Consider the following 20,447-nt stretch of genomic DNA (forward strand, 5'->3'; position numbering starts at 1 on the left):
GTGCTGAGAGGAACAGATCTTCTTCATCGACAACGTTGCGAACGGAAACTTTCTGTCGAAATGTGTTACCGATAACAATTTCATCTAGCATGTGACCTGCTAACTATTCAAGTGCGACGATGGGGGGTAGGGGCGACGGAAAACCGCATTGTCAGAAGCTTTCGGAATCGCCCACAACCTTCCGCGCCCGCAGAATCACCGGCATATCGACCATCCTCCCATCCACGGCAACCGCGGCGCCATGGCTCGCCTCGACAGCCGCAAGCACGCGTTGCGCCCACTCCACCTCGGCGTCACTCCATGCATACGCGCGATGCACCGGCTCGATCTGCTTCGGATGAATGCAAAGCTTGCCGCCGAAACCGAACCGCCGGCCGCGCCGCGCATCAGCTTGCACCGCATCAGCATCGGTAATGGTCGTCGACACGCCATCCACCGGCGCACCAATGCCAGCCAGCCTCGACGCAAGCACGATCTGCGAGCGAAACAGATGCAACTCCTCGCCATCCCCATCGATGCCGAGATCGATCTGAAAATCCAGCGTACCGAATACGATACGCAGCACGCGCGGCGCGCTGCATAACTCCGCAAGATTCGCGAACCCGCGCGCAGTCTCGACAATCGGCAGCACGCTCAACGCCGGATGCGCGTTCGCCAGCACCGCGTTGATCTGTTCGCGCGTCTCAGCCTTCGGCAGCACGATTCCGGCGACGCCGGTCTGCCCAACGAGCGCCGCAACGTCATCTGGAAACCATGGCGTATCCGAGCCATTGATACGCACCCAGGCGGCCCGCGATGCGTTAGCCGACACCGCGGCCACAACCACCGCACGCGCCGGCACCTTCTGATCCGGCTGCACCGCGTCTTCCAGATCGAGAATCACCGCATCCGCGCCGGCCGCATAGGCCTTCTCAAACCGCTCAGGCCGATTCCCAGGCACGAACAGATACGACCGGGGCAACGCGCTCATGCCGCCACCATCGTGCGCGAAGTTGCATCGAATACCGAGCCAATCTGCTTCTCTTCGGCAATCTGCCATGCGCGGCGAAGCAGTTGCGCCGCCTCCTCTTCGCTAGCCGCACCCGAAAACGCCGCCAGCCGATGCAGCTTCGTCGCAATCTCGTCGCGCGACAAGGTATTGCCTGGATCGCCCTTCGGCTCATCGACACGTCCATCGAACACGCGGCCGTCGGTCGTCGTCACCGTGACCTTGCCGATCCAGCGTGCGGGATAGGCGGCGTCGACTTCAGCGTCGAGCGCCATTGTGACCTTGTCGCGAAACGCGGCGATCTCGCTCGCGTCGAAACCCTGCTCGAATTCGGTCACGCCGGCATAGCCGTGATGCGCGACCAGCCCGAGCACTGTGCCCATGTTGAACTTCGCCTGATGTACGGTGCGCGGCGCGACCACGGGACCGAGCACATCGATCGCGCCTTGATGCACGTGCGCGACGACCTTCGCGATGTCGCGCGGCGCGAAACGATGCGTCTGCACGACGGCGAGCAGCGCATCGGCGGCCGGATGCGTATGGCGGCACGCCGCGTGATACTTGAACGACGTCTCCGCGGTCGCCCAGCGGCTGCCAAGCCGATCGACGAGGCGCGCCGGATCGGCGTCGCTCGACATGCCCGCGGCCATGCCCTGGGCGCCTTCGAGAATGTGCGTCGCGCCCTTGAAGCCGTCGGCGGCGAGTTGCGCGGCCATCAGGCCGTTCGCGGCGGCCATCGCGGTGTGCAGTTGCTTCGAGTCGGCGGCGTCGCGCAGAAATTCCCATAGGCCGCTCGCCTGCGTGCCCGCCGAGCCGAACGCATCGAGCATTTGCGACGGCAACAAACCCAGCAAGCGTCCTGCCGTTGCCGCGGCCGCGACCGTGCCGACCGTGCCCGTGGTGTGAAACACCTTGTAGTGCGAGCGCCCGAGAAATTCGCCGATGCGAATGCCGACCTCGTATCCCGCCACCGCCGCCGCGATGAAGTCGCGCCCCGACGCTCGCTTTGCCTGTGCCAACGCAAGCGCAACGGGAAACACCACGGTCGCCGGATGAAACACCGAGCCATTGTGCACATCGTCCTGTTCGGCGAAATGCGATGCGGCGCCGTTGATCATCGCGGCGAAATACGGCGTGGTTCGACCGCGGTCGATCAGCACCTCGCAGAGGCCCTCGTTCGTCGCCCCGGCTGCCGCGCGTGCGAACCGCGCGATCGTCTCGACCGGGCGCGCGCCTTTGCCGGCCAGCGCCGAGCCGAGCCAATCGACGTACAGGTTGACGGTACGCTCGACGACCCCGTGCGGGATGCGGTCGAAGTCGAGTTGCGCGGCGAAAGTGGCAAGCGTGAGACTGGGATGGTCGTTCATGGGGTCGTTACCGAATCAGATCGTGCCCGCCGCGCGCAGCGCGTCGATACGCCCATTGTCGTAGCCGAGCTCACGCAGAATTGCTTCCGTATGTTGACCAAGCGTGGGCACAGGGTCCATTCGCGGCTCGAGGTCGGAAGGCAGACCGGGCGGCCGCAATGCGGGTATCGTCCCCGTTGCCGTGCCGACTTCCTGCCAGCGCTCGCGCGCCTTCAGTTGCGGATGCGCCCACACGTCGGCGAGCGTATTCATCTGCGCGTTCGCGATGCCTGCCTCATCGAGTCGATCGATCACGTGCGCCGCGCTCTGCTTCGCGAACGCCGCGACGATCACCTCGCGCAGGGCGTCGCGCGCCGCAGTGCGTTTCGAGTTCGATGCGAAGCGTTCGTCGGTTGCCAGTTCAGGCTGTTCGAGCACGCGCTCGCAGAACAGCTTCCATTCGCGTTCGTTCTGCAGGCCAAGCATGACCGTCTTGCCGTCGCCAGCGGGAAACGGGCCATAAGGATAGATCGTTGCATGCGCGGCGCCCGCAAGCGCGGGCTGCGACTGACCGTCGATCGCGTAGTAGAGCGGATAACCCATCCACTCGACCATGCTCTCGAGCATCGATACATCGATGCGGCAACCGCGCCCTGTGCGCCCACGCTGCAACAGCGCGCTCAGGATGTTCGAATACGCGTACATGCCCGCCGCGATATCGGCGATCGAACAGCCCGCTTTCGCTGGCGCGCCGGGCGAACCGGTGATCGACAGGAAGCCGGACTCGCTTTGAATCAGCAGGTCGTACGCCTTCTTGTCGCGATACGGACCGTCCGCGCCGTAGCCGGAAATATCGCAGACGATCAACTTCGGATACTTGTGGCTCAATGTGTCATAGCCGAGGCCAAGCCGTTCGGCCGCGCCTGGCGCGAGGTTCTGCACGAGCACGTCGGCATCGGCAACCAATGCATCGAGAATCCCGGCCGCCGCGGGCTGCTTCAGATCGAGCGAAAGACTCTCCTTCGAGCGATTGGTCCACACGAAGTGCGACGACAGCCCATGCACACGTTCGTCATAGCCGCGCGCGAAATCGCCGACGCCGGGCCGTTCGATCTTGATCACGCGCGCGCCGAGATCGGCCAGTTGACGCGTGCAGAACGGCGCGGCAATCGCGTGTTCGAGCGTAATGACCTTGATACCGTCGAGTGGTCTCATGATGTCCGCCAGCGGGTCAGAACGAACGCGGCAGCTCGAGGATATGCTCGGCCACGTACGAGAGAATCAGATTGGTCGATATCGGCGCGACTTGATACAGACGCGTTTCACGAAACTTGCGCTCGACGTCGTACTCGCACGCGAAGCCGAAGCCGCCGTGAAATTGCAGGCACGCATTGGCCGCTTCCCACGACGCATCCGCCGCGAGCAGCTTCGCCATATTCGCCTGCGCACCGCACGGTTGATGTGCGTCGAAACGACGTGCCGCTTCGAAGCGCATCAGGCTCGCTGCCTCGACGTTGATGAACGAGCGCGCGATCGGAAACTGCACGCCCTGGTTCTGTCCGATCGGCCGGCCAAACACGACGCGCTCCTTCGCGTATTCGGTGACTTTATCGACAAACCAGTAACCGTCGCCGATGCATTCCGCGGCGATCAGCGTGCGCTCCGCGTTCAGGCCATCGAGAATGTATTTGAAGCCTTGCCCTTCCTCGCCGATCAGATTCTCGGCGGGAATTTCGAGGTTGTCGAAAAAGAGCTCGTTGGTCTCGTGATTGACCATGTTCAGAATCGGCTGCACGGTCAGACCATGACCGATCGCCTCGCGCAGATCGACGATGAAGATCGACATGCCCTCTGATTTCCTCTTCACGTCCGCGAGCGAAGTGGTGCGTGCGAGCAGAATCATCAGGTCCGAGTGTTGCACGCGCGAGATCCACACCTTCTGACCGTTGATCACGTAACGGTCACCGCGCCGCTCCGCGGTCGTCTTGATCTTCGTCGTATCGGTGCCGGTGGTCGGCTCGGTCACGCCCATCGATTGCAAACGCAGGTCGCCGTTCGCGATCTTCGGCAGATACCTGCGCTTCTGTTCTTCCGAACCGTGCCGCAGCAGCGTGCCCATGTTGTACATCTGCCCGTGGCACGCGCCCGAGTTGCCGCCCGCGCGATTGATCTCCTCCATGATCACCGACGCTTCCGTGAGCCCGAGCCCCGAGCCGCCGAAGTCCTGCGGAATCAGCGCGGCGAGCCAGCCGGCCTTCGTCAGCGCCTCGACGAACTCTTCCGGATAGCCGCGCGCCTCGTCGATCTTGCGAAAGTACTCGCCGGAAAACTGCTGACACAGATCGCGCACGGCCTCGCGAATGTCCTGGAACGAATCGTGTTGCGTGGTTTGCATAGTCGGGTCTCGCGGAATTCAGGCGAGCGCGGCGGTCGCGCGCATGGTCAGATAACCTTCGTGGTCCTTCGCCCACAGGTCGATGGTCTTGCCGTCGGCGGCGGGCTTGCCGCATACCGTGAACGGCTGGTCCGCGAACGTGGGGCGAAGCGCGCGAAACGCGAAGCTTTGCAGCGTCGCTTGCTGCAGTTCTCGGCGCACGAGATCGACCAGCAGCGTCGCGATCAGCGGGCCATGCACGACGAGGCCCGGATAGCCTTCGACCTGCGTGACATAAGGATGGTCGTAGTGAATGCGATGGCCGTTGAAAGTCAGCGCCGAGTAGCGCAACAGCATCACGGCATCGGCGTCGATCGTGCGGCGCCATGTTTCGTCTTCGGGCGCGGGCGCCGGCTGTTGCGGCCGCGCGCCCTCCTGGGGCGCGTCGCGATAGACGATGTCGTGCTCCTCTTCGAGCTTCAACTCGCCATCGACTTCGATCGTATGTTGCACGGTGACGAACACGAGGCGGCCCGAGCGGCCGGTCTTGTCCTCGATATTGGCGATCGTCGACGTGCGCCGCGCATGCTCGCCGATCTTCAGCGGCGCATGAAACGTGAGCCGGCCGCCAGCCCACATGCGGCGCGGCAGTGGCACGGGCGGCAGAAAATCGCCACGCTTCGGATGTCCGTCGGGACCGACTTCGGAGAGCGGCGCGACCGGCAGAAAGTACAGCCAGTGCCACAACGGCGGCACGGTGTTACCGCTTTCCTCGCGATCGAGCGTGGCGGCAAGCGCCTTCAATGGAAACGCGGTGATGTCGTCTTCGGCCACCGCCTGCTTGTTGAGCCAATCGTCGAGTTTCTCTGGGGCAGCGGACATGACGGAGTCTCCAGATTCAGTGTGTTGGTCCTCGTTAGGGCCCACTATGACCGACGCGCTGCGTTCCGCGAAGTTCGATTTTCCGAAGCGGGCCTTTGTTTTTCGTTAAGACGTTGAGCCCAGCGAGCGGCGCTGACGATCTGTTGTCGGCTCGATCGGCGATTCGATGTGGCTTGACCTTAGTGCCGGGCCGCGACGGCACCGCTGCGCCTGTTCGCTCATTTGAGCCCGAGCCGTTTAGCCAGCCGATTCAGATTCGCCCGGTCCAGCCCCAGCTCGCGCGCGACCGCTGCCCAGTTCTGCCTGTTGCGGATCAGCGCTTCGAGAACGAGATTGCGTTCGAACTCGGTGACCGCGCTGCGAAAGTCTTTCGTCTCGCTTTCCTCGCTCTGCGTGGCGATTTGATTGGCTTCATGATCTTGTGCGTCCGACAACGCGAAGTCCGCGGCCGTCAACGTCAGAATACGGCGGCGCTCACGATTGGCCGCCAACGCCTTCAGCGCACTGCGTCCGATCAGATGCTCCAGTTCGCGCACATTGCCGGGCCATGTGTAGTGCAGCAATGCGGCCTGCGCGTCAGCCGCAAGACGCAGGCTCAGCAAACCGAGCCGGGAGCGATTGTCTTCGAGGAAGAAGCCCGCCAGCAGTAGCACGTCGCGGCCACGCTCGCGCAACGACGGCACGCGCAGCGGATACACGCTGAGGCGATGATAGAGGTCGGCGCGAAAGCGGCCCGCGCGCACTTCTTCGGCGAGGTCGCGATTGGTTGCGGCGATGAGCCGCACGTCGACTCTGTGTTCGTGGTCCGAGCCGATGCGCTGCAACTGGCCGTTCTGCAGCACGCGCAACAGCTTTGCCTGCACCGCGAGGGGCAACTCACCGACTTCGTCGAGGAAAATGGTGCCGCCGTCCGCGAGTTCGAACTTGCCGCGTCGATCCGCCGAGGCTCCCGAAAACGCGCCGCGCACGTGCCCGAACAGTTCGCTCTCGACGAGCGTATCGGGCAACGCCGCGCAGTTCAGGCTGATCAGCGGCTTGTTCGCGCGCGGCGACAGCGCGTGGATCGCATTGGCGACAAGTTCCTTGCCGACGCCGGTCTCGCCGGTGACGAGCACGGTCAGATCGCTGGCGGCCACCACCTCGATCTCCTTGATCATGCGGCGATGCGCGTCGCTGCTGCCGATCAGCTCGCGCCGGCTCTCGCTGCTCGCCAGCCGATACGCTTCCGCGCGGCGCTGCGCCTCCTCGCCATTGCGCGCCAACGCGTCGATGCGTTCGACGACGCTCACGGTCGCGGCCGCGAGGCCGAGAAACGCCTGCAGCGAGGCCATGTCGAGTGTGTCGAAGCGCGCCGGGTCGAGTGCGTCGAGCGTGAGCAAGCCCCAAGGCTCGCCGCGGATGAACAGCGGGCACCCCAGACAGTCGTGCACTTCGAGGTGCCCGGGCGCCATGCCTTGCACGAGGCCATCGTAGGGATCGGGCAGATCGGAGTCGGCGGCGAAGCGCGTCGGCCCTGGCTGGGCCAGCAGCTCCTGAAAGCGCGGATGCTCGGCGACGCGAAAACGCCGCCCGAGCGTATCGCTGCTCAAGCCGTCGATGGCGAGCGGCACCAGCGTATCGCCTTCGAGGCGTAGCAGAGCCGCCGCGTCGCCCGGAAATAGCGAGCGCAGCGCGCTGAGCAGCCGCCGATAACGCTCGCGCTCGGACAGCTCGCGCGACAGGTCGAGAATCAGCGGGGTAAGAACATCGAGGACCGCCCCTGTAGTCAGATCGACTGCGGATTGAGTCTTTTCGACTAGGGTCGAATGAACCATCTTAATTGCCAGATCGTTGATCTAAATGCATTTTATACCTGGCACGAATCGTGGGTAGTAGAGGCAGTCTGCCGAAACCGGCTGTGACATTCGCTGATAGACAGACGCTCACTCAGACTCTCACCAGGACTTAAAAACATGCTATCCGCCGAACACCGCGCCATCATCAAAGCTACCGTGCCGCTCCTGGAAAGCGGCGGCGAGGCGCTCACCACGCACTTCTACAATCTGATGCTCAGCGAGCATCCGGAAGTGCGCCCGATGTTCAATCAAGCCAATCAGGCAAGCGGCGCGCAACCGCGCGCGTTGGCCAACGGCGTGCTGATGTATGCGCGCCATATCGATCAGCTCGAGCAGCTGGGCGGGCTCGTCGCGCAGATCATCAACAAGCACGTGTCGCTGAACGTGCAGCCTGAGCACTATCCGATCGTCGGCAAGTGTCTGCTGCGCGCGATTCGCGAAGTACTCGGCGCGGACGTCGCAACCGACGCCGTGATCGAAGCGTGGGCCGCCGCGTATCAACAACTCGCCGATCTGCTGATCGGCCTCGAAGAAAAGATCTACGCCGAAAGCGCAGCAGCGCCCGGCGGCTGGCGCGGCACGCGGTTGTTCCGCGTCGCGCGCAAAATGCGTGAAAGCGACGAGATCACGTCGTTCTATCTGCGTCCCGATGACGGCGGCGAATTGCTCGCGTTTCAGCCGGGTCAGTACATTGGCGTGCGTCTGGTGATCGACGGCGAAGAAGTGCGTCGCAACTATTCGCTGTCCGCAATGAGCGATGGCCGCGAATATCGCATCAGCGTGAAGCGTGAACCGAATGGCACCGTGTCGAAGTATCTGCACGAGCAGATCAAGGAAAACGACTCGCTCGATCTGTTCGCGCCGTCCGGCGAATTTACGCTGCAACCTGGCGACAAGCCGTTGGTGCTGATCAGCGGCGGTGTTGGCATTACGCCGACGATGGCGATGCTGGAGTCCGCGCTGAAGACCAATCGTACGGTGCATTTCATTCACGCGGCCCGTCATGGTGGCGTGCATGCATTCCGCGGCGCAATCGATGCATTGGCCGCACGCCATCCGCAATTGAAGCGCTTCTATTGCTACGAGGAGCGCCGTGATGGCGATGCCGAAGCGCACGCGCTCGGTTACGTCGACGAAGCGAATCTGAAGAAGTGGTTGCCGGAAACGCGCGATGTCGAGGTGTATTTTCTCGGGCCCGTCGCGTTCATGAAGGCGATCAAGAAAGGCCTGAAGGCGATCGGCGTGCCGGAATCGCAGAGCCGTTATGAGTTCTTTGGGCCGGCTGCCGCGCTCGAATAACGCACTCGAGTAATCGACGGGTACTTGCCCACTTTGAACCGCTGCGAAGCGTATTCGAAGACGGGCATGTTCGGGCTTCGATCACGCCGGCGGGTTTGGCCTCGTAAAAAGCGGGCCAAATTTGCCGCGCCTTCTAGCGCTCCCTCCTGCGGCGAAACGCCCACCAGCCCGTCAGCCCGGTAAAGCCGGCGACCAGCACCACCATCAGCCAGAAGCCATGCTTGTTCTCGGCGAGCGGAATGCCACCGACGTTCATGCCGAAGAAACCGGCGACGATATTGATCGGCATCACCAGTACCGTGACTAGCGTCAGGGTAAATAGCGTCCGGTTGTTCTGCTCCTCGAGGCCCGAGGTGATTTCTTCCTGCAGCAATCTGACCCGCTCGATCAATCCCGCTACGTCCGAAAGCACGACCGAGAACTCCTCCGTCGATTCACGCAGATCTTGCACGTCTTCCGCATGAAGCCACCGAGGCGGCCTCGCCAGCAAGCGGAAAATCGCGCCCGGTTCGGGTGCCAGCATGCGTTGCAGGCGTGTCAGCGTGCGACGCATCGCGCCGAGGTCCAGGCGGTTTTGCGTCGGCCGTTGCGACAGAAATCGATCCTCGATTCGATCGACGTCGGCACTGGTTCGGCGGACGATCTGCACGAGCAGGTCGGCCTGGTCGCGCATCAGATGAACTAGCAGTTCGGCAGGTGACCTGAATATTTCACCTTCGCGCACCGACGCGCGCAAACGGTCGACCGAGCGCAGCGGCTTCAGCCGCGCCGTCACGATAAGCCGCTTATGTGCGTAGATCCACAGCGTCGCGATTTCTGACGGGAGGAATTCGAGGTTGAACATGACGTCGTTGACGACCGCGCGCAGTGCGCCGTCCGCATGCTCGATCCGCGTCGAATGCGAGCCTTCGCGCAAGGCGTCGAAAAAGGTTTCGGGCAGATCGAGTTGCGTGCGCATCCAGCGCTCGCTCGCGCTATGCGCGAGATTGAAGTGAAGCCATAGAAACTCGCCAGCGTCCGTCGCGCTAGTGCCGGCATCCTCGCGCTCGCGGTACCAGTCGATGACTTCGTCCGCGTCGATCGGCCGCCCGGCGAGCGTCGGCGAAAACCGGAAACCGCAGACCATACCCGACGAATCCGCGCCGTAGGTTTGCATTGCCAGATCTGATTTCATAGGTCGTTCGATGCCAGCGCTTCCGAAAGGAATACGTGAGCATAGCGCGAACAATTGAAAGAGAGTTGACGCGCGCACTTTCCGGCGTCGTATTGTCGAATTGTGGCGGCTGGATTGTCTCCGAAAGTAAGCACCTCACGACGACCGTCGTAGACGGCGGCGAGAACCGACATCAAAGTGGTGCCCATCATTTTCGATTTGATGGACATCACTGTGACAGAGTCGGAAGCCAAGCCGGGTAGCCGCAAGGGGCGCCCGAATTATGATCGCGAATTTCGACGCCGGCTTGCGGCCGCGGCATGTGAGCCTGGTGCGTCGGTCGCGAAGCTGGCGCGGGACAATGGCATCAATGCAAACATGCTGTTCACCTGGCGGCGTCGCTATCGCGAGCAATTGCAGGCGGAAACGACGTGCCTGATTCCAGTGGCGGTGGTTCATGAGACGCCGCCGCAGCGCGTGGCGATGCCCCCAGATGCAAGGGACGTCTGCAACCGGACTGCACGAGCCGGGACGATCGAGATCCGGTTCGGTGACGTGGTAGTCAAGGTCAACGGCATCGTCGACGCCGACACGCTACGCGTCGTGCTGGGGAGCGTGCGATCGTGATCTCTCTACCCACGGGTACACGCGTCTGGCTGGTGGCGGGCGTCACCGACATGCGCTGCGGGTTCCAGGGGCTGGCGGCAAAGGTGCAGACGGCGCTCGAGGACAATCCGCTGGGTGGCAACGTGTTCATCTTCCGGGGACGGCGCGGCGATCTCGTGAAGGTCATGTGGGCGACCGAGGACGGGCTCTGGCTTCTTGCGAAGCGGCTTGAGCGGGGCCGCTTCGTCTGGCCGCAGGCCGATGGCGGCAAGGTCCATCTGACGGCGGCGCAATTGTCGATGTTGCTCGAAGGCATCGATTGGCGGCAGCCGCGTCGCACCGCTGCACTGTCGATGTTGTAAACCGAGCAGAAGACTCGTAAACTGCGCCGCATGTCGAACGGCGCCGAACTTCCTGACGATGTTGCAACCCTGCGAGCCTTGCTGGTCGAGGCCCGTGCCCAGCTTGCCGAGCGCGATCTGGAGATCGAGCAGCTCAAGGCGCAGATCGACAAGCTCAAGCGCATGCAGTTCGGCCGCAAGTCCGAGCAGTTGGACCGGGAGGTCGCGCGGCTCGAAACCGCGCTCGAGGACTTGACCGGTGAGCGTGGTGTCGCTGATGTGCGACGCGCCCGCCAATCAAGCGCGAGCACGCCTGTGGGCGACGCATCGCCGAAAGAAGCGCTGCCGCCGCATCTGCCACGCGAAGAACGCGTACTCGACGCCGACGCGACCTGCCCGAAGTGCGGCAGCGCCATGCAGCCGCTCGGAGAAGACGTGTCCGAGCAGCTCGCCCGCGTCGCGGCAATGTTCAAGGTGATCCGCACGATCCGGCGCAAGACGGTCTGTCCGTGCGGCCACCACTTCTCGCAGCCGTCCATGCCAGGCCTGCCGATCACGCGCAGCATTGCCCATCCGAGCCTGCTGGCCGACATCCTCGTCTCGAAGTACGCTGACCACGCGCCGTTGTACCGGCAGTCGCAGATTGCCGCGCGCGACGGCGTGAAGCTGGATCCGGCCAGCATGGGACGCTGGGTCGGCCAGTGCGAGGCCCTTTGCGATGCACTGACCGAGGCACTGCGCCGCTACACGGTGGCACCGTCGAAGCTGCACGCGGATGACACGCCTATCCCGGTGCTCGAGCCGGGCAAGAAGAAGACGAAGACTGGGCGCCTGTGGGTGTATGTGCGCGATGACACCCGTTCGGGCTCGACCGAACCGGCCGCAGTGTGGTTTGCTTACTCGCCGGACCGCAAAGGCATCCATCCCCAGACCCATCTGGCCGGATTCGAGGGCATCCTTCAGGCCGACGCCTACAGCGGCTTCAACGAACTGTACGAGAGCGGCAAGATTCGCGAGGCTGCATGCTGGGACCACGCGAGACGGTACATATACGACGTGCATGCCCGAACGCCTACCGAGGCGACCCGGGAGGTGCTCGAGCTGATCGGTGCACTTTACGGCATCGAGGCGGACATCCGCGGCAAACCCGCCGCTGAACGGCTGTGCGTGCGGCAGGAGAAAAGCGTGCCGCTGCTCGCGACCATCAAGACGTGGATGACGGACAAGCTCGCAACGCTGTCGAAGAAATCCGAACTGGCCAAAGCGATCCGTTACTCGCTCAACCAGTGGGACGCGCTCGCGCTGTACTGCGAAGAGGGTCGTGCCGAGATCAGCAACGCCCTGGCCGAAAACGCGCTGCGCTGTGTGAGTCTGGGCCGCAAGAACTTCCTGTTCGCCGGCTCCGACAGCGGAGGCGAGCGGGCAGCCGCGATGTACGGTCTGATCGGCACATGCAAGCTCAACGGGATCAACCCGCGCGCCTACCTCGAATACGTCCTGACCCATATCGCTGACCATCCCATTAACCGCATCGACGAACTGTTGCCCTGGAACGTGGCCACGAAGCTGCCTCGGCAGTCTGGCCCATCGGCGTCTGCTGACACGTAACCCGATTCCCCATCATGCCTCACGCGGGCGCCGCGTTGCGGACGGCCGTCGCGAGGTGCTTACCTCCGAAACGTCATCTCTGCCGATGACGGTCGCGTAAACGCAAAAACCCCACCGCGGCGGGTGGGGTTTCTGACTGGAGGGGAGCCTGACGATTACCTACTTTCACACGGGCAATCCGCACTATCATCGGCGTGGAGTCGTTTCACGGTCCTGTTCGGGATGGGAAGGGGTGGGGCCGACTCGCTATGGTCATCAGGCATGACGGGTTGCTGCGTCGCAGGGTTGAAGTCAACCGGTCGCGCCACAGCCAATCGGGAAGAAGCGTAAAGGATTCGAGTGTGGGGGGTTGTGTTGTTTCTGGCACAACACTGAATCCCAACCGTGCGTTTCTGTGAGCTCCCGCGGGAGGTCACACAAATCCCCTTCGGGGATCGGACCCGCGTAAGTGCTGAAGCACTCACGCGGGTCGAGACACACCTGTTATAGGATCAAGCCTTACGGGCAATTAGTATCAGTTAGCTCAGTACATTACTGTACGTGCACACCTGACCTATCAACGTCCTGGTCTTGAACGACCCTTCAAGGGGCTCGAAGCCCCGGGGATATCTCATCTTAAGGCGAGTTTCCCGCTTAGATGCTTTCAGCGGTTATCTCTTCCGAACATAGCTACCCGGCGATGCCACTGGCGTGACAACCGGTACACCAGAGGTTCGTCCACTCCGGTCCTCTCGTACTAGGAGCAGCCCCCTTCAAATATCCAGCGCCCACGGCAGATAGGGACCAAACTGTCTCACGACGTTTTAAACCCAGCTCACGTACCTCTTTAAATGGCGAACAGCCATACCCTTGGGACCGGCTACAGCCCCAGGATGAGATGAGCCGACATCGAGGTGCCAAACACCGCCGTCGATATGAACTCTTGGGCGGTATCAGCCTGTTATCCCCAGAGTACCTTTTATCCGTTGAGCGATGGCCCTTCCATACAGAACCACCGGATCACTATGACCTGCTTTCGCACCTGTTCGACTTGTCAGTCTCACAGTCAAGCACGCTTATGCCATTGCACTATCAGCACGATTTCCGACCGTACCTAGCGTACCTTCGTACTCCTCCGTTACACTTTGGGAGGAGACCGCCCCAGTCAAACTGCCTACCATGCACTGTCCCCGACCCGGATCACGGGCCAAGGTTAGAACCTCAAACAGATCAGGGTGGTATTTCAAGGACGGCTCCATTGAGACTGGCGTCCCAACTTCATAGCCTCCCACCTATCCTACACAGACCGGTTCAAAGTCCAATGCAAAGCTGCAGTAAAGGTTCATGGGGTCTTTCCGTCTAGCCGCGGGGAGATTGCATCATCACAAACACTTCAACTTCGCTGAGTCTCGGGAGGAGACAGTGTGGCCATCGTTACGCCATTCGTGCAGGTCGGAACTTACCCGACAAGGAATTTCGCTACCTTAGGACCGTTATAGTTACGGCCGCCGTTTACCGGGACTTCAATCAGGAGCTTGCACCCCATCATTTAATCTTCCGGCACCGGGCAGGCGTCACACCCTATACGTCCACTTTCGTGTTTGCAGAGTGCTGTGTTTTTATTAAACAGTCGCAGCCACCAGTTTATTGCAACCCTTTCACCCTTCTGGCGCAGGCCAGTCAGGCTATGAGGGCGTACCTTATCCCGAAGTTACGGTACCAATTTGCCGAGTTCCTTCTCCCGAGTTCTCTCAAGCGCCTTAGAATACTCATCTCGCCCACCTGTGTCGGTTTGCGGTACGGTCACTGTGAAACTGAAGCTTAGAGGCTTTTCCTGGAACCCCTTCCAGTTGCTTCGCCACCGAAGTGGCTCGCCTCGCACCCTTGAATTCCGCGCCCGGATTTGCCAAAGCGCCTTCTCCAATGCAAGGACCGGGACTTCCAACACCCGGACAACCTTCCGCGATCCGTCCCCCCATCGCATTTCACAATGGTGCAGAAATATTAATCTGCTTCCCATCAGCTACGCATTTCTGCCTCGCCTTAGGGGCCGACTCACCCTACGCCGATGAACGTTGCGTAGGAAACCTTGGGCTTACGGCGAGGGGGCCTTTCACCCCCTTTATCGCTACTCATGTCAGCATTCGCACTTCCGATACCTCCAGCACACTTTCCAGTGCACCTTCGCAGGCTTACGGAACGCTCTCCTACCATGCACATTACTGTGCATCCGCAGCTTCGGTATATGGCTTAGCCCCGTTACATCTTCCGCGCAGGACGACTCGATCAGTGAGCTATTACGCTTTCTTTAAAGGGTGGCTGCTTCTAAGCCAACCTCCTGACTGTTTTAGCCTTCCCACTTCGTTTCCCACTTAGCCATATTTGGGGACCTTAGCTGGCGGTCTGGGTTGTTTCCCTCTTGACACCGGACGTTAGCACCCGATGTCTGTCTCCCGTGATTGCACTCTTCGGTATTCGGAGTTTGCTATGGCGTAGTAATCCGCAATGGACCCCACAACCATGACAGTGCTCTACCCCCGAAGGTGATACACGAGGCACTACCTAAATAGTTTTCGGAGAGAACCAGCTATTTCCAGGTTTGTTTAGCCTTTCACCCCTATCCACAGCTCATCCCCTAACTTTTCAACGTTAGTGGGTTCGGTCCTCCAGCACGTGTTACCGTGCCTTCAACCTGGCCATGGATAGATCACCTGGTTTCGGGTCTACACCCAGCGACTGGACGCCCTGTTCGGACTCGCTTTCGCTACGCCTGCCCTAATCGGTTAAGCTCGCCACTGAATGTAAGTCGCTGACCCATTATACAAAAGGTACGCCGTCACCCCTTCGCAGAGGCTCCGACTGTTTGTATGCATGCGGTTTCAGGATCTGTTTCACTCCCCTCCCGGGGTTCTTTTCGCCTTTCCCTCACGGTACTGGTTCACTATCGGTCGATCACGAGTATTTAGCCTTGGAGGATGGTCCCCCCATCTTCAGACAGGATTTCACGTGTCCCGCCCTACTTCTCGTACACCCAGTTCTTCCATGCTGTTTTCGTCTACAGGGCTATCACCTGCTATGGCCGCACTTTCCAGAGCGTTCGACTAACAATACAGATAACGTGTACCGGCTGATCCCATTTCGCTCGCCACTACTCTGGGAATCTCGGTTGATTTCTTTTCCTGCGGTTACTTAGATGTTTCAGTTCACCGCGTTCGCCTCACGCAGCCTATGGATTCAGCTACGGATACTCCATTAGGAGTGGGTTTCCCCATTCGGACATCTCCGGATCAATGCTCGTTTGCCAGCTCCCCGGAGCTTTTCGCAGGCTACCGCGTCCTTCATCGCCTGTGATCGCCAAGGCATCCACCACATGCACTTGTTCGCTTGACCCTATAACGGGTGTGTCTCTGTGTCGACCCACGCTAGCGCTTTAGCGCTTACGTGGGTCCCATCCCCGCAGGGGATAGACGCACTCGCTACAGGTTGAGTATTCGTGTTGCGCCGTATTCCAAAGCAATCTTTCGATCACCTTTAAAATACATCGATACAATCACAACCCTGATTCACCTACTCCGCACCCATCTCCAGGTGCCTTTCGTGAATCTCTTTACTACTTCTTCCTGATTGTTAAAGAACGGCAGCCGGTATGAAGCCTGTGCCTCATACCGCTCTGACTGGCTCAATCGCCAATGCAAAGTACTCAGCATCACTTCGTGCTGAACCCTTGGCATTGAGGATTGGTGGAGGATGACGGGATCGAACCGACGACCCCCTGCTTGCAAAGCAGGTGCTCTCCCAGCTGAGCTAATCCCCCAGTCTCACAGATACTCCAGCGGCCCCAGCCCTTCAGCTCACCAGACAAGACACTGGTGGGTCTGGATGGATTCGAACCATCGACCCCCGCCTTATCAAGACGGTGCTCTAACCGGCTGAGCTACAGACCCCTGAGCCTGCCTGCGTTTCTTCTAACCACAGCCGATAAGCGTGAGCACTTGAGTGCAATGAATGCACAGCTCTGGAAAGGAGGTGATCCAGCCGCACCTTCCGATACGGCTACCTTGTTACGACTTCACCCCAGTCATGAATCCTACCGTGGTGACCGTCCTCCTTGCGGTTAGACTAGCCACTTCTGGTAAAACCCACTCCCATGGTGTGACGGGCGGTGTGTACAAGACCCGGGAACGTATTCACCGCGGCATGCTGATCCGCGATTACTAGCGATTCCAGCTTCACGCACCCGAGTTGCAGAGTGCGATCCGGACTACGATCGGTTTTCTGGGATTGGCTCCACCTCGCGGCTTGGCAACCCTCTGTTCCGACCATTGTATGACGTGTGAAGCCCTACCCATAAGGGCCATGAGGACTTGACGTCATCCCCACCTTCCTCCGGTTTGTCACCGGCAGTCTCCCTGGAGTGCTCTTGCGTAGCAACTAGGGACAAGGGTTGCGCTCGTTGCGGGACTTAACCCAACATCTCACGACACGAGCTGACGACAGCCATGCAGCACCTGTGTTATGGCTCCCTTTCGGGCACTCCCGCCTCTCGGCAGGATTCCATACATGTCAAGGGTAGGTAAGGTTTTTCGCGTTGCATCGAATTAATCCACATCATCCACCGCTTGTGCGGGTCCCCGTCAATTCCTTTGAGTTTTAATCTTGCGACCGTACTCCCCAGGCGGTCAACTTCACGCGTTAGCTACGTTACCAAGCCAATGAAGGCCCGACAACCAGTTGACATCGTTTAGGGCGTGGACTACCAGGGTATCTAATCCTGTTTGCTCCCCACGCTTTCGTGCATGAGCGTCAGTATTGGCCCAGGGGGCTGCCTTCGCCATCGGTGTTCCTCCACATCTCTACGCATTTCACTGCTACACGTGGAATTCCACCCCCCTCTGCCATACTCCAGCGCTGCAGTCACCAATGCAGTTCCCAGGTTAAGCCCGGGGATTTCACATCGGTCTTACAGCACCGCCTGCGCACGCTTTACGCCCAGTAATTCCGATTAACGCTCGCACCCTACGTATTACCGCGGCTGCTGGCACGTAGTTAGCCGGTGCTTATTCTTCCGGTACCGTCATCCCTCACGGATATTAGCCACAAGGTTTTCTTTCCGGACAAAAGTGCTTTACAACCCGAAGGCCTTCTTCACACACGCGGCATTGCTGGATCAGGCTTGCGCCCATTGTCCAAAATTCCCCACTGCTGCCTCCCGTAGGAGTCTGGGCCGTGTCTCAGTCCCAGTGTGGCTGGTCGTCCTCTCAGACCAGCTACAGATCGTCGGCTTGGTAGGCCTTTACCCCACCAACTACCTAATCTGCCATCGGCCGCCCCTTGAGCGCGAGGTCCCGAAAGATCCCCCGCTTTCCTCTCCCGAGCGTATGCGGTATTAATCCGGCTTTCGCCGGGCTATCCCCCACTCCAGGACACGTTCCGATGTATTACTCACCCGTTCGCCACTCGCCACCAGACCGAAGTCCGTGCTGCCGTTCGACTTGCATGTGTAAGGCATGCCGCCAGCGTTCAATCTGAGCCAGGATCAAACTCTTCAGTTCAAACCTGTTACTGTGTTCGGGCTCTCTCGAACCCGGTCGCTCACTCAACGTACTGACGATGATTGATCCGTCTTTCGACAGACAAACCTTCCTCTAATACTGTGTGAGGCTTCTGATACTTCTGCCTGACAGCAGACTCCGGAGAATCCGCCGCCGCATTCCGCATCAAGCGCCCACACTTATCGACTGTTAGTTTTTAAAGATCGGTCCGCCAAACCCGCCGCGCCTGAACCACCACTACCCGGCACTGCTTCGTTTGCGTCGCTGCGTCTGCAGCAGAGAAACGAGATTATGGAGAGCGGTCGACAACACGTCAATACCCTTCTCACAATTTATTTTAAAAAGTTGAAGAGCTTAAAAATTGAGCAGTGCCGCGTGCAACCTGAATTAGTTAGGCTTCCAATTGAATTCTCCGGAGCGCCGCGGCGAAAGGGAGAGATGAGTGGAGTTGCGAAAAGCCGTTAAGCAGCTTTTCCACAGAAAATGTTCGCAAGGCTGTGGATAACCACTCCACAACTGCGCCAAGTACTTGATGCAAAACCATTCTCGCGCGTTGCGCGCGAGAATGGCCGCTTGCGCGGCCGCGTGTCACCGTCACCATCAGGCGGACTTCATCGTCACCCGCGCATTCGTACGCATAAAAGCGCTGCGCTCGACCATCGCGCCAAACAGCAGCCCGATCGTCGTCCACATGACCACCTGCATGCCGATCGCCGCGACGCGGAACTTCCACAGCAGCACAGCCGGGAACGCGGCCGGCACTTCATTGATGACCGGCATCGACAGTTGCACGGCCGCGATGACCACGACGAACACGAGCCCCGCGACGATCGAACCGTTCCACGCACCCAGCTTCGCCGCCGCGCGACGCCGCACCTTCAGCGAAAACACCATCGTCGCGAGCGAAATCGCGATCATCAGAAAGAACAGGCCCGTGCGCGTGCCGATCGTCTCCGGATCACCGACCGACGGCGGATTGGCCGGATACTTGATATTCGGCACGATCACGAGCGTGATGAACGCGCCAAGCGCGAGCCACGCGGACAGCGCGCGCACGCTCAACGTCCCCGCGCGTCCATACGCATACGCAAACACCAGCGAGAACAGGCCGCCAAATGCCGCGCCATACGTGACCACGCCAGTCAGCAGGCCGAGGCCAGCCTGCGTCTGACGGCTCACGATTTCGGGCTCGGGCGCCTCGCCGCGCGCGGCGGCCGCTTTTTCTTCGAATGAAATGGCCTGATCGACCTGTGGTTCGCCGACGATTCGCGCGAACGCGAACGTGAGCGAGCCCGCGACGATGCCCGCGAGCATCCCGCGCACCAACAATTTACCTACCATGTCGAACTCCGTTAGTGGCAGGGAAAGCCGAGCAGATGGCGGCCGTCGTGCACGAACTCATGCATGTACATGCCGGGCACGAGCGACGTCGCGCCCTGTTCCGCACCAACGAAGTAAAGCGCGAGCAACAGCAGCAAGCCGCCGAACACGACCCATGGCAGCAGTTCGCGTAAAGGAATGGGAGTGGGCTGGGCTGCCGGTTGCGCGGCGCGATCAAGAACAGCTTCGGTCATGATGGACATCTCCTGGGGTGACGCGCCCCGAAAGTCGATTGCAGAGGAATGGTGCGAAGCTCGGGTCTGGCTTTCGGCTCTTGTGGATTGCAATGCCGATTACAGTGGCGCGACCGCGCCGGGCTCTCACCGGCTTCCGTGCTTCGCAGTGTCAGTATTCTACGCGCTAAACTGCGGCTTCCGTGACGGCGAGGGCTACCTCGCAACGCGCGCCGCGAGGCGATGAAACCACGCAGGCAAGTACGAATGAGGCGCCAACGCAAAGAATGGATACGCGACTATTACTGGTGAGCCACGCGGCAACGGCCGCGCAGCGCGCGGGCCGCTTCCCTGACGACGATCCGCTCGACGCGCGCGGTCGCGCCGAAGCCGTAGCGGCGCGACCGCGTCTCGCGCTTCCCGCCCACGGCGCGGTGTTCACCAGCCCCGCCGCCAGCGCGCGCGAAACGGCCGCCGCGCTCGGTCTGAGCGCCACGCCTGCCGACGCATTGGTGGATATCGACTATGGCAAATGGCGCGGCCAGCGCCTCGCGGCCATTGCCGACGCAACGCCCCGCGAACTCGCCGCCTGGACACGCGAGCCCGACACCGCGCCGCCCGGCGGCGAATCGTTCGGTCAACTCGTGCAGCGGGTTGGAGAGTGGCTCGACGCGCAGCAGGCAGACGTGCGTTCATGCAATGCCGTCAACGAAGCAAGCTTCGCGGCCTCTGCGCAAGGTCGAACCATCGTCGCCATCACCCACGCGACTCTACTGCGAGCGGCAATCGTGCACGCCCTCGGCGCATCGCCAACCGTGTTCTGTCGCATCGAGATCGCGCCGCTGTCGGTCGTCGAATTACGCCACTCGCGACGCGGCTGGTCGTGGCGCCCGGCCGCCACCGCCTGAACGCCAGCGCCTGAACGGCACCG

The 20,447-nt window shown here is 60.9% G+C and carries 14 protein-coding genes, 2 tRNA genes, 3 rRNA genes and 1 riboswitch; of the genes, 5 read left to right on the plus strand and 14 right to left on the minus strand.

Annotated elements, in window-relative coordinates:
* Positions 1-151 precede the first annotated feature (151 nt).
* The 6 genes from OKW27_RS06900 to norR all read right to left on the minus strand — a co-directional run bounded on the left by OKW27_RS06900 (position 152) and on the right by norR (position 7,404).
* Complete coding sequence (locus OKW27_RS06900; RefSeq protein ID WP_090808506.1) at positions 152-970, minus strand: HpcH/HpaI aldolase/citrate lyase family protein; 819 nt, start codon at positions 968-970, stop codon at positions 152-154.
* Positions 967-2,355, minus strand: a complete 1,389-nt coding sequence (locus tag OKW27_RS06905) for an MmgE/PrpD family protein (protein ID WP_429333015.1) — start codon at positions 2,353-2,355, stop codon at positions 967-969. The genes OKW27_RS06900 and OKW27_RS06905 overlap by 4 nt, the downstream gene beginning before the upstream one ends.
* A 15-nt stretch (positions 2,356-2,370) precedes the next feature.
* The gene (locus OKW27_RS06910; RefSeq protein WP_429333016.1) at positions 2,371-3,549 is read right to left on the minus strand and encodes a CaiB/BaiF CoA transferase family protein; all 1,179 of its coding nucleotides are present in this window, start codon (positions 3,547-3,549) and stop codon (positions 2,371-2,373) included.
* Between the two features lie 16 nt (positions 3,550-3,565).
* On the minus strand, positions 3,566-4,729 hold the full coding sequence (locus OKW27_RS06915) for an acyl-CoA dehydrogenase family protein (protein ID WP_429333017.1): 1,164 nt from the start codon (positions 4,727-4,729) through the stop codon (positions 3,566-3,568).
* Positions 4,730-4,747: 18 nt separating this feature from the next.
* Positions 4,748-5,590, minus strand: a complete 843-nt coding sequence (locus OKW27_RS06920) for an FAS1-like dehydratase domain-containing protein (RefSeq protein ID WP_429333018.1) — start codon at positions 5,588-5,590, stop codon at positions 4,748-4,750.
* Positions 5,591-5,808: 218 nt separating this feature from the next.
* Positions 5,809-7,404 (minus strand): nitric oxide reductase transcriptional regulator NorR, encoded by a 1,596-nt coding sequence (norR, locus tag OKW27_RS06925; protein WP_429333019.1) that lies wholly within the window; start codon positions 7,402-7,404, stop codon positions 5,809-5,811.
* 138 nt (positions 7,405-7,542) lie between these two features.
* Between norR and hmpA the strand changes: the two genes are divergently transcribed.
* Positions 7,543-8,724, plus strand: coding sequence for an NO-inducible flavohemoprotein (hmpA, locus tag OKW27_RS06930; RefSeq protein WP_429333020.1), 1,182 nt, complete (start codon positions 7,543-7,545; stop codon positions 8,722-8,724).
* Between the two features lie 133 nt (positions 8,725-8,857).
* Here the strand turns inward: hmpA and OKW27_RS06935 are convergent, their stop codons facing one another.
* On the minus strand, positions 8,858-9,898 hold the full coding sequence (locus OKW27_RS06935) for a transporter (protein ID WP_429333021.1): 1,041 nt from the start codon (positions 9,896-9,898) through the stop codon (positions 8,858-8,860).
* A 213-nt stretch (positions 9,899-10,111) separates the two neighbouring features.
* Here OKW27_RS06935 and tnpA point away from each other — a divergent pair, with 213 nt between their 5' ends.
* From tnpA to tnpC, 3 genes are read left to right on the plus strand one after another with little or no spacing between them, the layout of a single operon-like run.
* A complete protein-coding gene (gene tnpA, locus OKW27_RS06940; protein ID WP_429333022.1) occupies positions 10,112-10,504 on the plus strand; it encodes an IS66-like element accessory protein TnpA in 393 nt (130 codons plus the stop codon).
* Positions 10,501-10,845, plus strand: a complete 345-nt coding sequence (gene tnpB / locus OKW27_RS06945) for an IS66 family insertion sequence element accessory protein TnpB (protein ID WP_090806198.1) — start codon at positions 10,501-10,503, stop codon at positions 10,843-10,845. The genes tnpA and tnpB overlap by 4 nt, the downstream gene beginning before the upstream one ends.
* 30 nt (positions 10,846-10,875) lie before the next feature.
* Complete coding sequence (gene tnpC, locus OKW27_RS06950; protein WP_429333023.1) at positions 10,876-12,432, plus strand: IS66 family transposase; 1,557 nt, start codon at positions 10,876-10,878, stop codon at positions 12,430-12,432.
* 146 nt (positions 12,433-12,578) lie between these two features.
* On the opposite strand, the gene rrf is transcribed toward tnpC, so the two are convergent.
* The 7 genes from rrf to OKW27_RS06985 all read right to left on the minus strand — a co-directional run bounded on the left by rrf (position 12,579) and on the right by OKW27_RS06985 (position 19,537).
* Positions 12,579-12,692 (minus strand): 5S ribosomal RNA (rrf, locus tag OKW27_RS06955).
* 227 nt (positions 12,693-12,919) lie between these two features.
* Positions 12,920-15,801, minus strand: a 23S ribosomal RNA gene (locus OKW27_RS06960).
* A gap of 348 nt (positions 15,802-16,149) precedes the next feature.
* Positions 16,150-16,225: transfer RNA gene (locus tag OKW27_RS06965), tRNA-Ala, on the minus strand.
* Positions 16,226-16,278: 53 nt separating this feature from the next.
* Positions 16,279-16,355 (minus strand) — tRNA-Ile (locus OKW27_RS06970).
* A 75-nt stretch (positions 16,356-16,430) separates the two neighbouring features.
* Positions 16,431-17,963: ribosomal RNA gene (locus OKW27_RS06975) — 16S ribosomal RNA — on the minus strand.
* The 16S, 23S and 5S rRNA genes sit together here with 2 tRNA genes alongside, the layout of an rRNA operon.
* Positions 17,964-18,563: 600 nt before the next feature.
* Entirely contained in the window at positions 18,564-19,304 is a 741-nt protein-coding gene (locus OKW27_RS06980) for a CbtA family protein (protein ID WP_429333024.1), read from the minus strand.
* 11 nt (positions 19,305-19,315) lie between these two features.
* Positions 19,316-19,537: a CbtB domain-containing protein gene (locus OKW27_RS06985; RefSeq protein ID WP_429333025.1), complete on the minus strand. Its 222-nt coding sequence runs from the start codon at positions 19,535-19,537 to the stop codon at positions 19,316-19,318.
* A 40-nt stretch (positions 19,538-19,577) separates the two neighbouring features.
* A riboswitch (cobalamin riboswitch) is annotated at positions 19,578-19,723 on the minus strand.
* 80 nt (positions 19,724-19,803) lie between these two features.
* Between OKW27_RS06985 and OKW27_RS06990 the strand changes: the two genes are divergently transcribed.
* The gene (locus tag OKW27_RS06990) at positions 19,804-20,424 is read left to right on the plus strand and encodes a histidine phosphatase family protein (RefSeq protein ID WP_429333026.1); all 621 of its coding nucleotides are present in this window, start codon (positions 19,804-19,806) and stop codon (positions 20,422-20,424) included.
* Positions 20,425-20,447: the final 23 nt, after the last annotated feature.

The sequence above is a fragment of the Paraburkholderia sp. 35.1 genome (assembly GCF_050436525.1).
Taxonomy (GTDB): Bacteria; Pseudomonadota; Gammaproteobacteria; order Burkholderiales; family Burkholderiaceae; genus Paraburkholderia; species Paraburkholderia tuberum.

Bases quoted from the DNA above. Each gene is read 5' to 3' on its own strand.
- OKW27_RS06900 (WP_090808506.1), bottom strand. From the start codon at position 970: ATGAGCGCGTTGCCCCGGTCGTATCTGTTCGTGCCTGGGAATCGGCCT.
- OKW27_RS06905 (WP_429333015.1), bottom strand. From the start codon at position 2,355: ATGAACGACCATCCCAGTCTCACGCTTGCCACTTTCGCCGCGCAACTC.
- OKW27_RS06910 (WP_429333016.1), bottom strand. From the start codon at position 3,549: ATGAGACCACTCGACGGTATCAAGGTCATTACGCTCGAACACGCGATT.
- OKW27_RS06915 (WP_429333017.1), bottom strand. From the start codon at position 4,729: ATGCAAACCACGCAACACGATTCGTTCCAGGACATTCGCGAGGCCGTG.
- OKW27_RS06920 (WP_429333018.1), bottom strand. From the start codon at position 5,590: ATGTCCGCTGCCCCAGAGAAACTCGACGATTGGCTCAACAAGCAGGCG.
- norR (WP_429333019.1), bottom strand. From the start codon at position 7,404: ATGGTTCATTCGACCCTAGTCGAAAAGACTCAATCCGCAGTCGATCTG.
- hmpA (WP_429333020.1), top strand. From the start codon at position 7,543: ATGCTATCCGCCGAACACCGCGCCATCATCAAAGCTACCGTGCCGCTC.
- OKW27_RS06935 (WP_429333021.1), bottom strand. From the start codon at position 9,898: ATGAAATCAGATCTGGCAATGCAAACCTACGGCGCGGATTCGTCGGGT.
- tnpC (WP_429333023.1), top strand. From the start codon at position 10,876: ATGTCGAACGGCGCCGAACTTCCTGACGATGTTGCAACCCTGCGAGCC.
- OKW27_RS06980 (WP_429333024.1), bottom strand. From the start codon at position 19,304: ATGGTAGGTAAATTGTTGGTGCGCGGGATGCTCGCGGGCATCGTCGCG.
- OKW27_RS06985 (WP_429333025.1), bottom strand. From the start codon at position 19,537: ATGACCGAAGCTGTTCTTGATCGCGCCGCGCAACCGGCAGCCCAGCCC.
- OKW27_RS06990 (WP_429333026.1), top strand. From the start codon at position 19,804: ATGGATACGCGACTATTACTGGTGAGCCACGCGGCAACGGCCGCGCAG.